Source organism: Acidobacteriaceae bacterium (assembly GCA_028283655.1).
Classification (GTDB): domain Bacteria; phylum Acidobacteriota; class Terriglobia; order Terriglobales; family Acidobacteriaceae; genus Granulicella.
Window position 1 is genome coordinate 403431 of the sequence record JAPWKE010000003.1, and the last position, 12868, is coordinate 416298.

At 54.2% G+C, this 12868-nt stretch carries 12 protein-coding genes; 5 read left to right on the forward strand and 7 right to left on the reverse strand.

The window, feature by feature from the left end; translation table 11 throughout:
- The first annotated feature begins 131 nt into the window (after window positions 1-131).
- The gene (locus PW792_04480) at window positions 132-938 is read left to right on the forward strand and encodes a hypothetical protein (protein MDE1161187.1); all 807 of its coding nucleotides are present in this window, start codon (window positions 132-134) and stop codon (window positions 936-938) included.
- Window positions 939-954: 16 nt separating this feature from the next.
- Here PW792_04480 and PW792_04485 read toward each other — a convergent pair whose 3' ends face one another.
- The 6 genes from PW792_04485 to PW792_04510 form a co-directional block, all read right to left on the reverse strand.
- A complete protein-coding gene (locus PW792_04485) occupies window positions 955-2166 on the reverse strand; it encodes a hypothetical protein (GenBank protein ID MDE1161188.1) in 1212 nt (403 codons plus the stop codon).
- A gap of 181 nt (window positions 2167-2347) precedes the next feature.
- Window positions 2348-3187, reverse strand: coding sequence for a hypothetical protein (locus PW792_04490; GenBank protein MDE1161189.1), 840 nt, complete (start codon window positions 3185-3187; stop codon window positions 2348-2350).
- A gap of 41 nt (window positions 3188-3228) precedes the next feature.
- Window positions 3229-4038, reverse strand: coding sequence for a hypothetical protein (locus tag PW792_04495; protein ID MDE1161190.1), 810 nt, complete (start codon window positions 4036-4038; stop codon window positions 3229-3231).
- Between the two features lie 100 nt (window positions 4039-4138).
- Window positions 4139-5263, reverse strand: coding sequence for a DNA polymerase IV (gene dinB / locus PW792_04500; protein MDE1161191.1), 1125 nt, complete (start codon window positions 5261-5263; stop codon window positions 4139-4141).
- Window positions 5256-5489 (reverse strand): hypothetical protein, encoded by a 234-nt coding sequence (locus PW792_04505; protein ID MDE1161192.1) that lies wholly within the window; start codon window positions 5487-5489, stop codon window positions 5256-5258. The genes dinB and PW792_04505 overlap by 8 nt, the downstream gene beginning before the upstream one ends.
- 85 nt (window positions 5490-5574) lie before the next feature.
- Window positions 5575-6621: a PDDEXK nuclease domain-containing protein gene (locus PW792_04510; GenBank protein MDE1161193.1), complete on the reverse strand. Its 1047-nt coding sequence runs from the start codon at window positions 6619-6621 to the stop codon at window positions 5575-5577.
- A 70-nt stretch (window positions 6622-6691) separates the two neighbouring features.
- Here PW792_04510 and PW792_04515 point away from each other — a divergent pair, with 70 nt between their 5' ends.
- Window positions 6692-6931, forward strand: coding sequence for a hypothetical protein (locus PW792_04515; protein ID MDE1161194.1), 240 nt, complete (start codon window positions 6692-6694; stop codon window positions 6929-6931).
- Window positions 6932-7288: 357 nt separating this feature from the next.
- Here the strand turns inward: PW792_04515 and PW792_04520 are convergent, their stop codons facing one another.
- Window positions 7289-7573 (reverse strand): helix-turn-helix transcriptional regulator, encoded by a 285-nt coding sequence (locus PW792_04520; GenBank protein ID MDE1161195.1) that lies wholly within the window; start codon window positions 7571-7573, stop codon window positions 7289-7291.
- A gap of 135 nt (window positions 7574-7708) precedes the next feature.
- Here PW792_04520 and PW792_04525 point away from each other — a divergent pair, with 135 nt between their 5' ends.
- From PW792_04525 to PW792_04535, 3 genes are all read left to right on the forward strand, one after another.
- The gene (locus PW792_04525) at window positions 7709-8371 is read left to right on the forward strand and encodes an RNA polymerase sigma factor (GenBank protein MDE1161196.1); all 663 of its coding nucleotides are present in this window, start codon (window positions 7709-7711) and stop codon (window positions 8369-8371) included.
- Window positions 8372-8416: 45 nt separating this feature from the next.
- The gene (locus PW792_04530; protein MDE1161197.1) at window positions 8417-9649 is read left to right on the forward strand and encodes a hypothetical protein; all 1233 of its coding nucleotides are present in this window, start codon (window positions 8417-8419) and stop codon (window positions 9647-9649) included.
- Between the two features lie 79 nt (window positions 9650-9728).
- Entirely contained in the window at window positions 9729-12848 is a 3120-nt protein-coding gene (locus tag PW792_04535) for a carboxypeptidase regulatory-like domain-containing protein (GenBank protein ID MDE1161198.1), read from the forward strand.
- Window positions 12849-12868 lie beyond the last annotated feature (20 nt).

The following is a 12868-nucleotide window of genomic DNA, read 5'->3' on the forward strand; positions in this document are numbered from 1 at the left end:
AAATTGGGGCGTTCCCGGTTGCCGTTCAGAACTCTCTTCGCACTCACCCGAATAGGGGCCCTCTTGATGAATGAACTTTCATAGGAGTGCTTCTTGCAATGCGTGATAGGCGACACTGTGGAGCTCGAACCATGCAAATGGATGGGTACTATACTCACGCAATGCCAACGCCATGCATTTTTTGCGACAACAATTCTGGAAGCCGCGAACACTTTTGGCCGAAGTGGATTCACCGGCGTCACCAGTTCGGTCCGCTCAAGATGGAGCGAAGGGGGCGAGATCGTGTTGTGATTCCTGATCCCGAACTGACCGTGAAAACCGTTTGTACAGGTTGCAATAACGGGTGGATGAGTTCACTAGAAACAGAGTCGATTCCGGTGCTTGGTGCAATGGTCGACGATCGCCCCGTAGATCTGTCTGTGGCCCAGCAAACCCTGATTGCAGCATGGTCGGTCAAAACTGCCATGATGAGCGATTCGATGAAAGGGAGAAGTGCCGTAAACGTGTTCTACACGCGAGGTGATTGCAGCGGAATGCGTGTTGGCAGATCCATTCCTGAGCGAACACTCGTTTGGATCGGGCGAATCGATGGTATGCATCTGGCCAATGCTGGAACGGACTTTATGCTCAACGACCAGATGGGGAAGCCTCTCGCATCCTGCATAGCGACGACAATCGTTGCAGGCCATTTCGTAACGCAGGTCGTCACAGTACATCTCGAACAACCAGAGGGGCGGCTTGATGCGATTCCATGTAAGGTCGGCGACTGGGATCTAAACCTGGAACAGATTTGGCCGATCCAAAAGCCTGTTGCTGCTTGGCCGCCACCAGTAAGCTTTACGAATGGTGGCCCCGAGGCCATCGCTTATTTGTTAGATCGCTGGAGAATCGGCGCCGAGACAGACATCATCGCTAATCCCCATTCGACCGGGGGCTAGATACTTTCCGCTCCAGCTAAAGATTCACATGGTGAATTCTGAAGAGACGTTCGAAAAAATCTGCGACCGCGGTACTTCCTGTAGTGGAGTTCAATTCTGCTGCCCCAAATCGATAAACGTCATATCCAGCGAGCCGGAGGTCCCGATCAGCGCCGGTCATAGCGGCGTACTTTAGTGAATTAGCGGCCCCATCGTCGTTGGCATAGTGGTGCATCCCATCCACTTCGATGACGACGCGGACGCCATTCGGAAGAAGCATTAGAAAATCCATGCGAAATCTTAGTAACGCTTGCTTGCCGCGTTCTCGAACAGTCTTCGGATCCCAATGCAACCAGACTTCAGGCAGTAGCGCCGGCAGTCGAGGGACTGAGTGCTTGAAGTGTTTGAAGTAGCTCTTAAACAAGAGCCGTTGCGGTGGAGAGCTCTCCGGCAGACAGGCGATGAGACGACGGTAAAGTGATTCCTTTGCTTTCTCGTTATCCATCTCATTCAGGTCGGCCCACCACGTTTGAAGGGCATTCCACGTTAATCCTTCAGATCCTACTGTCCTGTCATACACGAGGACGTCGTCAATTCCATTCAAGACTTCGATGTCATTGTTGATCGCGTCGCTGAATCGCAGATCGGGCTTCACGCTGGAGGCAAAGATGAGATTCTTGGGGGCGGTTCGCACCCCTCTTCCTGTTGGGATGGCTTCAAATACTGGATAGCCGCCAGAGGTACGAACTTCCTGTAGTTGAATCTGACATGCCGTGAGTGCTTGATTGAGTGTCGCCGCAAAACCCCTCTGCTCCTCGACCTCGGGCCGAACCTCTGAGGAGCAAAGTCCCTCGATCAATAGCAGGAAACGTCGATCAGAGCAGGTGTAAGCGCCAAGATTTTCGAAGAGTGCATCTGCCTTCCAGTCGTTATTTTCTACAACCCATTGCTTGATCTGCCATTTCAGATTGCGAGGATGGCTGATCAGAAAATCGTGTGGCTCTTCAAGGACAAAAAGGCTCTCCAGCAGTTCCAGAAACCCTTGTGAGCGGAGGTAAATGGGCTGATCCTCGATTGCCTTAGCGGTTTCCCGTCGAAAGCGAATTGGAACCTCAGGGCCCGGATTGAAGGCCCAAATGAGTTCCTGCAGTTCGTTTCGGGTCTCTGCATTGGGAGGGAAGTTCGAGAGATACTTATCTGCAACCCTAACAAGGTCTGAATCTGGAACGACGTCGAAAGCGGCGTACATCCTGTCTCTCTTGGAGAGTCCTTCCTCTGGAGTAGGTAGGCCGAGTAGAGTGCATAGATCTGGGAGACGATCGTGCGTCGCAAGATCTTTCACGCCACCGATCAAACCTCGTAATTTGTTTCGAAGAGGTGAGTAATCCATCATCACAGGCAGTAAGCGCCGATCGCTAGATATCTCGACGCTATTTTCCTATCCGCTTCCAGTATTCGTATTCGATTGCTAGTGAGCAGGCATGCACGGCCAGGAGATACCACTCCTTAAGATCGCTCAGCGCACGCTCCATTTCTTGTCGGCGCTCGATTTCAAGTGCCTTCGTTGATTCTTCCCAACTCTTCCACTCTGCAGCGCTATTAGAAATCTTCCGCGATTGATAAGGCTTTTGAAGGGAGACTTCTCCCTGTCGTCTCAAAGATAGGAGAGCGTGTCTTCCTCGGCGTGATGTTGCCTCGTGCACAACTTTATTCCGCTCACCGCGGCGTTTTTCCAATTCTTTGGCGTCACTGCGCAGCGCATCTGCTGCGTGCTTGGCGTTCGGTGTCTCGTTCTGATCTGGTACTTTGAACGGCTTCATGAAGCCGTTCCGCTTCGCTGTCGCCTCATACTCCTTTGGCGTCATCCCGAAGCGTGCCATGACGTAATACTCACGAACCCGATCAGCCGCGATATTCAGCCACACCGCAGCGCCACCAGCGTGTTCCCAGAACGGTTCGACATCGTCGAGTATGTTGTCCGGTTTTCTATGCTCGAAGCTGTAGAGAACTAGACCGATCGCGTTCCTGGCCAAATTCATTGTGCCGAGGAAATCTTCCGCCGCCTTGTAATATGTCTCTTCTTGTTTCGTCGGTGTAGGAGGAGGCGATGGCCGACTCCATATAAACAAGTCAAGTTTGAATGGGGCATCTGTATCCCATATTGCGAGTCCGGTGTAAACGTCTGAGGGAATGTTGTCTCCAACCCAAGCGTAATCAGAGACCGACAGAATCCCTGCGCGAGTCAGGAGCTCGCCCGCCTCTTCAGACAACTTAGCAAGTAGGTTTGCTGATTCTGGCCTCTTCCCACGCATCACTCAATACCAGCAGCGGTTCGGCTCAGATACGTTGCAACCGTAGCTGCCACTCCGACGACAAGCTCGACTTCTTTATAGGTCGGTTCGCTGCCCTCGAGAATGTGCCGCCCCCTATTGTTGGTAAAGCCCCAAAGCTTTTGAATTGCCTCATTGAGTGGAGGGCGAAAAAGATCCGGCCTCGCCTTGGTGACATCGTCAAGCGTTGCCTTGGAAGTTATCTTCGCAACGCTCTTCGCTGCGCACTCTAACGCTGCCATTCCGTGTTGCACGGCGCCGGTCAGGTCGGCAGTAGGCCTTCGTGAAAGGTCTTCGATCGCTTTATGAAGCTCGTCCGAAGAGGTCTGCAGCCCAGCTGCTTCAAGCGCGGGTGATGCTTGCCTCATAAGGACCTCGAAGGCTTCAGTGCCACGCGAGAGAATCTGACCGTTCTCGATTTTCCATCCGATTCCGTTTTCCTCAAAGAGTGCATTGAGCTCTTCCACGAAATCTGCGAGCGAGAGTTGCGCGGGAAAAGCATGATGCATCATGAGAGAGTGGTAAATTGCCTCGGCGAGATCGTATACCCTAAACCAATCGCACTCTTGGATGCGCCAGGTTACCTCATCCCAGATATTTCCATCACTCCAGTTATCTCTGTCCGGAAGGCAATTGAGGGTCGAGCAAACGAGCTGCCTCGCTCCAGCTGCGTTTTGATATCGCCGCAACGTGCCGAGGATGTATGCACGGAACACTTCGGGAGCGCCCTCGCGAACTGTGATTTCTTGAGCTGGACCTCTATAGCCGTTTCGCCTTGAAAAAGAATCCATTCTATTCACCGTAGGAACACATGATAGCGAACGCCTGCGATCAAATCTTCTGCGTGTTCGCTTAGTCTCGTCGGACAATCATCTCATCGAAGGGGATTGTTCAGGAACGTATAAGAGCATTCTCAACGGGATCATCGAGCAGTAATTGATCGCTGTTTTGAAGAGTTCCTTCATGCATTTGGAAGTTCGACAGACCTACGCCTACGAGGCGGTAAAGCTGGCTTGGCGAAAGCTCCACGCGCGCACAGAGGCTCAGCGCAATACCAATCAATGTCTCGCAATCCGTGATCGGCTGTGCAGGGGTTGAGCTCCTCGTTAGCGCATCGAATTCCTTTGTTCTCAGCTTGAGAACAACCGTCTTTGCCTGGCGCAGATTTTCTTTTGAAGCGATCCAAACCTTCTCGGCCAACCGGCGTATATGTGGCTCGCACTCTGTCAACGGAATGTCTTCGGGGAAAGTGTCTTCGGCGGAGACTTGCTTGCGAACGCGGTTTGCGACGACCGGATTGTGGTCGATGCCACGGGCCAGCTCGAAGAGGCGTTGGGCATAGTTTCCGAAGTGAGCCTCTAGAGTCACAAGATCCATTGCGTGGATGTCACCCACAAGCTTGATTCCACTCTTCGCCATGCGAGCTTCGGTGACCTTGCCTACACCGGGAATGCGGCCTACTGGCAGTGTCAGCAGGAAGTCTTGTACTTCATGGGGTTGCAGAACAAACTGACCATTTGGCTTGCGCCAATCAGACGCGATCTTCGCCAGGAACTTGTTGGGTGCCACGCCCGCTGAGGCTGTGAGGTTCAGTTCGTCGTAGATCTGTTTGCGGATGGTCTTTGCTACAAGAGTCGCTGTAGGAATTCCCAGCTTGTTCATCGTGACGTCGAGATACGCCTCATCCAGTGAGAGAGGCTCAATCAGGTCTGTGTGTCGCTGGAAGATCTCTCGGATCGCAGAGGAGGCCGCTTTATAGCGTGTGAAGTCTGGGGGCACGAATATTGCTTCAGGGCAAAGCCGTTCGGCCGTTATTGCGGGCATCGCGGAGCGGACACCGAAGCGGCGCGCCTCATAAGACGCTGCACAAACAACTGACCGCTTGCCCTTCCAAGCCACCACCACCGGGCGCCCGCAGAGGTCGGGGTTGTCGCGCTGTTCGACGGAGGCATAGAAGGCGTCCATGTCAATGTGAACGATCTTGCGTTTGCCGATGGCCGCGATGTCATCATTCATGGCAGCGCTCGCAGACGCTGTAATGGTGTACGAACTCGTCCCACTCGGGAATTCCTGCAAAGCCCGACCCGCTGAGACTGTTGATGTCACCGGGTTCGAGAAACCCCAGATCATCTGGCCTACGCGCGATGAAGGTTTGAAGCAACTCCGCTCCAGTGGCACAGGGGACGCCCGTGCCATCAGGGAAAAGGTAGTTCATCGTTGCATCGGATATGCCCGTTCGCATACGTCCACTGGCCTCTGTCCCGATTGTTTCACATTCGCCATGTGTTCGCCTCGGCGGGTGTCTCTGGGATGCGAAAAAACGCTAACTAGTCTTCCTCATTTTCGGCTCGCAGTTTAGCAACAACCTCTTCGAGAGCTTCGATCGACGGGACTTTTTCCTTGATCTCATCGGGAAGCTGCCGCGTTACGCGGTACTCAGCAACGCCGATCGGCTTTGCCGTATCTCGTAGCGTGTACTCAACGATCGTCTGGTTCTTGCCTTGGCATAGGATCAAACCGATGCTCTGGGCATCGCCGGGGTGTCTAAGAGTGTCGTCGACAGCGGACAGGTAGAAGTTCATCTTTCCTGCGAACTCGGGCTGGAAGTCATCCATCTTCAGGTCAATCACCACCCAACAACGAAGCTGGACATGGTAGAAGAGCAGGTCGACAAAGAAGTCTTGGCCGCCCACTTCCAAGTGGTATTGGCTACCGACGAACGCAAAGCCTTTGCCCAGCTCCAGAAGAAGATCGCGGAGATGGTGGAGGAGCCCTTGTTCGAGTTCTCGCTCATGGGCGGCCTCTCGCAGAGTCAGGAAGTCGAAGATGTACGGATCCTTCGTGATCTTCTGCGCGAGTTCAGATTGGAGTTCCGGGAGAGTCCTCTGAAAGTTCGTGAGGGCATTGCCTTGGCGCGAGTGGAGGCCGCTCTCAATCTGGTGCGTGAGAATGGCGCGGCTCCAGCCGTGTTCAAGGTTCGCTCGGAGGTACCACTCACGCGTGGCAGGGTCCTTTACCTTGTCGAGCAGCACCGTTTGGTGACCCCACGGCAATTTTGCAACAAGCTGTTGCAAAATTGCAGGGCTTGGCCACGCCTCAGCGAAACTCCTCATATAACGCAGGTTACGGGGGCTAAATCCCTCCATCCCAGGGAACTCACTGCGAAGATCCTGCGCCAACCGTTCGACGATCTTGCCACCCCAGCCTTCGGATTGAAAGCGTGAAGACAGCTCCTGGCCTATCGACCAATACAGCTCAATGAGCTCACTGTTGACCGCGACGGTAGCCCGCAACTGGGACGAACGGATTCGTGCCTTCAGGCGAACAAGAAGCTCGCTATAGTCAGCCGGCAATGCCTGGAGATCACTCGTCATATCCGCTCCAGAATATCGGATTCGCGCCGGAGAACGCGGTAGCTGTTGGATCGATGTTTAGAATTGCCGCATGGACGTTACAGCTCTCCTTGTTCAAATCGACGCTGAAATCGCGCGCTTGCAGAAGGCCCGAACAGCACTGGCTTCGTTAAGCTCTTCAACGCCGGTCCGCCGCGGTCCCGGGCGTCCCCCGAAGGCGAATGCAGGCACTCCCAACGTTGCGAAGAAGCGAGTGATGAGCGAAGAGGCGCGTGCCAAGATTGCGGCGGCACAAAAGAAGCGTTGGGCCGCTCAGAAGAAGGCAAAATAGACCTAACGTTGTTGTGGCCGTTGAACTGCGCTGTTGCGACGTTCTTTGCGATTCAGGAGTCGCTCTGCCTGGCTCAGGAGTTCGCTCAGATTCAGTTCCAGAAGGGTCGCTAGATCATTCATCGTTCGGAGAGTGGGGCTCTTCGAGCCTCGTTCTATATCTCCGATATAACGAAGGCTGTAACCACTCGCTACAGCCAGATCCATTTGAGAAAGACCCTTGTGATCGCGGGTATTCGCAATGATCTGACCACACGCTTGTTCAAGCGTCGTAGGTCGAACATTTGCGGCTTTCCTCATTGGTTAATCTTTTCCGACTAGCCAATTCGGGTAAGGCACTATAGTGCCAGTTTGATTTTCAGTTTGATTCTGGTGCATCACTGCTCGGCGGACCGTTCCGAAGCGCTTTCGCCCTAACAATGATCTCTTCGATGGGTAGCTTGTAAAACATCGAGACAGCATCGAGAGATCGGATTGTCGTGCTTTTCTTACCACTCTCCATATTGCGGATGGTCGTGTCGGCAAAGCCTGTCTCGACTGCGACTTGCAGCTGAGTCATCTTCCGATCAGCTCTCAACGCTCTAAGGACGCGGCCGATCGCCTGTTCCAATGTCAAATCATTCGACTCAGGATTCGCGGCCATGCCTAATGGTTGGCCTTGACCCGTCGATCATGCAGGCACTATAGTGCCTGCATGGATGTAGCACTATAGTGCTTATTCGTTGCGCGGTGCCTACTCGTGGCCACTGCCAACTAGCCGCTGCTGACTGAAAAGCCTATGAACTCCGAAGCAGCAATTTCATTCCCGAGCAATCTCAGCGAAGCCAGCGAGAATGTGCTGGAACCTTCTCCTGTCTGCGTGGCCTCACCGCGATTCGAGGACGACTCCGTGGAGATGACGGATGAAAGGCTTCTTGAGGTTGCCGGGCGAGGTGAAAAGCGAGCGCTAGCAGTCCTTTTTCGTAGACATGGCAGATCGGTGTTCAACGTCGCATATCGGATTTTGAAGGACGAAGGGGAAGCAGACGATCTTCGCCAAGACACGTTTCTCTATTTGTTCCAGAAGGCCCATCTGTACGACCCGAGCAAATCGACTGCTTCGTCGTGGATCATTCAGATTGCGTATCACCGAGCTATCGATCGGAAGCGCTTTCTGAGTTCGAGAAACCACTACAAAACGGAAGACCTGGAGGAGCAGCGATTTGGTTCTGTGCGTTCTCGCCCCTCAACGGATCACATCGACGGGAAAGCGATCTTAGAACGTTTGCGAAATGAGCTTTCTTCCGATCAGCAACAGACGTTGGATATGCACTTCTTTGAGGGATATACCTTCAAGGAGATAGCAGACAAGAGCGGTCAGAGCGTCGGGAACGTTCGCCATCACTATTACCGGGCTCTAGATCGTCTAAGGTCGAGTCTTTTCACCAAAAAACGGGGATAGAGTGAGAGAATGGGCTGACATTTTTTCCGCGAGGCAGTCGAGACTGTGAACCCGCGACTTCATGACGAGTTCGTCGAACTTTGCGCGCTCTTCTACTCTGGAGAACTCTCCGAGGAGGAATGGTCGCTGTTGCAGGTTCACATGGCGTATTGCGACTCCTGCCGCGCCACTTTTGAAGAGTTTGCACACGCTTCGCAAGATGTCATTCCTGTCATGGCGCAGGCTGCGGCTGCACAAGTGCCTCTGGAATCTGACGAGCAGTTCGACGCGGCTGCGCGCCTATTCGCGGCGCGCCTTGAAGGAACCCCCTCACATCCAGCTAAGCCGCAGGCAAAGCGTAGCTGGACCATTTATGGCGCGATAGCGGCGTGCGGACTTGCTGCATCAACCTACGGCGTGTGGGCGTATCTGCACGGTCAAGCGGGGCACGCTGTCCTTACGCAATCAGCGACTGCAATCGAAAGGCCTGCCCCGTCTGCCCCCACCCCGGTTTCCTCTGGGACAGAGGCACTGTCTCGGAGCGAGAACGAAAATATCCAGCTGCATAGGCAGGTTGATGAGCTTGAGAGGGAATCAACCCAGGCGAAGGCCTCGTTGGTTGACTTGCAGAAGCAGATTGAGGCGGATCGCCTTCAATTCGACCAGGCGACGGCCGACAAGCAGTCCTTGGCTGCGCAGCTAAACTCTGCTCAGGGCAGCGTCCAATCTCTTCACGAGCAACTCACCGCAGCGCACACGGTATCGGGTCAACACGACGATCAGGTTGCCGCGTTGACAACCAGAATCCACAACTTGGACGCGGCGCTTGCCGATGCCAACACAGCACTCGAGACCAAGGATCGAATGCTGGCGCTCGATAAGGACTTCCTGTCCCATGACAAGGACATCCGGGATCTCATCGGCTCGCGCAATCTCTATATCGCTGACATCTACGACACGACCGAGAAAGGGAAGACTGCCAAGCCCTTCGGTAGGATCTTTTATACCCAAGACCGATCTCTGGTGTTCTATGGGTTTGATCTCGACAAGCAGCCCACGATTTCACGCACTGTTTCCTATCAGGTGTGGGGAAGTGGAAGCGATCGTGACCCCGTGAGCCTGGGGCTGTTCTATCAGGACGATGGGCACAAACGTTGGGTCCTTCGCTGCAACGATTCCAAGAGCCTGTCGCGTTTGAACATGGTCTTTGTTACTGTGGAACCACCGGGTGGCAGTCACAAGCCGACCGGGAAGCAGCTTCTTCGGGCCTACTTGCAGATCGAACCGAACCACCCCTAAGAAACACTGGTACAACTTTCCCAGGCCGTCCGTAGACGGAGTGCATTCAAAACACTCCCAACCCCCGGAGCGACCTTTCGTGAAACTTCTTGTTTTGCTGTTGTGTTTAATCTTCCCCGGCCTGGCATATAGCCAATCAATCAATGCAACAATCAGCGGTGGCGTGACGGACCCCGCTGGGAACCTGATCATCGGCGCCGATGTTCTGATCAAGAACGACGCCACAGGCCTTGTCTACGCGGCGAAGACGAACCGCGTCGGTATGTACTTAGTGCCCGTCCTGCCTCCTGGCCGCTATCACGTCCAAGTCTCCAAAGAAGGTTTCAAGTCAGTCATCAAGGCTGAGGTCGTTCTGAACGTCGAGAGCGCCGTAGCTCTAAACTTTGAGCTTCAGGTCGGTGCTGCCTCTGAAAGCGTCACGGTCGATTCGGCTACGCCAGCGATGAACACGACCGATGCATCAGTGTCGACTGTGATCGACAAGAAGTTTATCGAGAACGTTCCACTGAATGGGCGGAGCTTCCAAGACCTCATCTCGATGACGCCGGGTGTTGTTACGGTGAGCCCTCAGGCGCAGCCTGGTACCGGTGTACAGCGCACAGGTGATTTCAGCGTGAACGGGCAGCGTTCAGAATCCAATTACTATACCGTCGATGGTGTGTCGGCCAACATCGGGGCAGGCAATACGGCCGGTAGCTTTTCGAACGGAACGAGCGGTTCACTTCCAGGTTCAACCGCGTTGGGCACGACACAAAGCATCATTCCCCTCGATGCACTGCAGGAGTTTCGTGTCTTGAGCTCGACCTATTCTGCCGAGTTCGGGAGGAGTCCCGGAGGGCAGTTCACGTTTGCTACGCGGAGTGGCGCTAATCAATTTCATGGAAGTGCCTATGACTATCTGCGCAATAACTTCTTCGATGCAAACGACTGGTTCAACGACCACAACCATGTCGCAATCGCTGCGCTGAGGCAAAACGATTTTGGGGGCACTCTCGGTGGCCGACTGTTCGTTCCGCACCTCTATCAAGGTCGTGATCGCTCGTTCTTCTTCGTTGCCTACGAAGGTCTTCGGCTTACACAACCGCAGGCGGCCACTGTCCAGTATGTGCCCGACACCTTCATGAGGACACAGGCCGCGGCACAGATGCAGCCAATACTCAATGCGTTCCCGCTGCCAACTGCCGGGGCAATTGACTACGGTTCCGCATCTGCGCCCAGCTTAGCGCAATTCATCGGCACATACGCAGTTCCAAGCAGGATTGACTCGACCAGCGTTCGCCTTGATCACACCTTCAATAAGCATCTCTCCGCATTCTTCCGTTTTGGCAACACACCAAGCTCCACAAAGAGCAGAGTTCTCTCTGCATTGACCACGACAAGCATCAACACACGCACCTACACGTTTGGCCTAACGACCCAATGGAACAGCGCGATGACGAATGACCTGCGTGTGGGGTACGCTCAATCGGACTCGTTCAGCACAGAACAACTAGATGGCTTTGGTGGTGCGACTGCGATCAATCTCGGATCGCAGATGGCTCAAGGGACGTATCCATCTATTGAGCCCATCCTATTCATCTCGATAAGCGGAATAGGAACGAGCACTCTCGCAGCGTATGATCGCGCAGCGAATCAGAGCCGTCAGTGGAATATCGTTGACACTTTCAGCGTCGTTCATGGGCGTCACTTTCTTCGATTTGGCGTCGACTATCGGAGGATTGAGTCTCCCACAAGCCCCGTTTCCCCGGCGATTCAAGCCGAATATCTATCCACGAAGGGTTTGATCAACAACTCGTCTGAACTGACGTTCCTTATCAAACGCAATTCCAGTGTGTTGCTGTTTCACGAGATGGCAGCATTCGCGGAAGACGAATGGCGACTCTCCCCGAAGTTCAGTCTGTCGGCGGGCCTGCGTTGGGAAGTCGATCCGCCTCCTACATCCACTGACGGCAATCCTCTCTACACGGTACTGGGCAACGTCTCCCAGCCTTCAACTCTCTCGCTTGCCCCGGCTGGTACTTCCCTCTGGAAGACCTCTTGGTACAACTTTGCTCCTCGACTTGGCTTTGCATGGACACCGCGTGGCTCGGAAGGGAAGGACGTCACCGTTGTCCGTGCAGGTGGAGGCGTATTCTTCGACACCGATGATCAGATCGCGGCGATGGGCGTCACTGGACTGGGGTTCCTTGCCCAGTCCACTCTATCGAGCGTCGCCCTGCCCATCACGAGCGCCCAACTTGCTTTCCCTATCTCCACCGCAGCTCCATATACCAGTGCTAGCTTGTACGCCTATCCGCAGCATCTCCAGTTGCCATACACATTGCAGTGGAACGCAAGCATCCAGCAAGCGCTTGGAAAGCAACAGTCCTTCACACTCACCTATGTGGGTGCCAATGGGCGTCGTCTGCTGCAGAGCAAGCTTCTGAGCGTGAAAGCCTTGAACCCACTATTCAGTTCCATCTACTACACTCCGAGTGGCATCACGTCGAACTACCACTCCTTGCAAGCTCAATTTCAGCGGACCGTGGCTCGTGGATTGCACGCTCTCGTTTCCTACACCTGGTCCCATTCCATCGATTACGGCTCGAATAGCACAACGTATCCAGCAGTAAGAGGGAACTCTGACTTCGACGTGCGGAACAATTTTGTTGCTGGATTGAGCTGGGACATTCCTCCAGTTGGAAGCGAACTCGCGCGAGTGCTTAGCGGTGGATGGGGAGTTGATGGCAGGTTCATGAGTCGAACGGCCTTTCCGATCACGCTGAATGGAAGTACGCAAACCGATTCGGTGGGGGGCGTCTACTACACCGGAGTCAACTACGACCCCTCGAAACCTCTCTACCTCTATAGCTCTTCGTACGCCGGGGGAAAGACGCTCAACGCAGCAGCATTTAGTCTTCCAACTGGAACATCCATGGGCAACGCCCCCCGCAATTTCGTCCGAGGCTTCGGGATGGAGCAGGTGAACTTGGCGATTCGCCGCGATTTCCCCCTTGTCGGAGATCTCCATCTCCAGTTTCGGGCAGAGACCTTCAATCTTCTGAATCACCCAAACTTTGGCTACGTCGTCCCTACACTCTCCAACGCTCAGTTCGGGCAGGCGACCAAGATGCTGAATCAAAGCCTCGGTACGCTCAGCTCTCAATACCAGTCGGGCGGCCCGCGATCGATGCAGTTTGCGCTTCGATTGACGTTCTAAGGCCACATCTAACCGGTTCC

What these genes read in the sequence shown, in the direction of transcription:
- PW792_04480 (MDE1161187.1), top strand. Translation starts at nt 132, where the DNA reads ATGCAAATGGATGGGTACTATACTCACGCAATGCCAACGCCATGCATT.
- PW792_04485 (MDE1161188.1), bottom strand. Translation starts at nt 2,166, where the DNA reads ATGTACGCCGCTTTCGACGTCGTTCCAGATTCAGACCTTGTTAGGGTT.
- PW792_04495 (MDE1161190.1), bottom strand. Translation starts at nt 4,038, where the DNA reads ATGGATTCTTTTTCAAGGCGAAACGGCTATAGAGGTCCAGCTCAAGAA.
- dinB (MDE1161191.1), bottom strand. Translation starts at nt 5,263, where the DNA reads ATGAATGATGACATCGCGGCCATCGGCAAACGCAAGATCGTTCACATT.
- PW792_04505 (MDE1161192.1), bottom strand. Translation starts at nt 5,489, where the DNA reads ATGCGAACGGGCATATCCGATGCAACGATGAACTACCTTTTCCCTGAT.
- PW792_04510 (MDE1161193.1), bottom strand. Translation starts at nt 6,621, where the DNA reads ATGACGAGTGATCTCCAGGCATTGCCGGCTGACTATAGCGAGCTTCTT.
- PW792_04515 (MDE1161194.1), top strand. Translation starts at nt 6,692, where the DNA reads ATGGACGTTACAGCTCTCCTTGTTCAAATCGACGCTGAAATCGCGCGC.
- PW792_04520 (MDE1161195.1), bottom strand. Translation starts at nt 7,573, where the DNA reads ATGGCCGCGAATCCTGAGTCGAATGATTTGACATTGGAACAGGCGATC.
- PW792_04525 (MDE1161196.1), top strand. Translation starts at nt 7,709, where the DNA reads ATGAACTCCGAAGCAGCAATTTCATTCCCGAGCAATCTCAGCGAAGCC.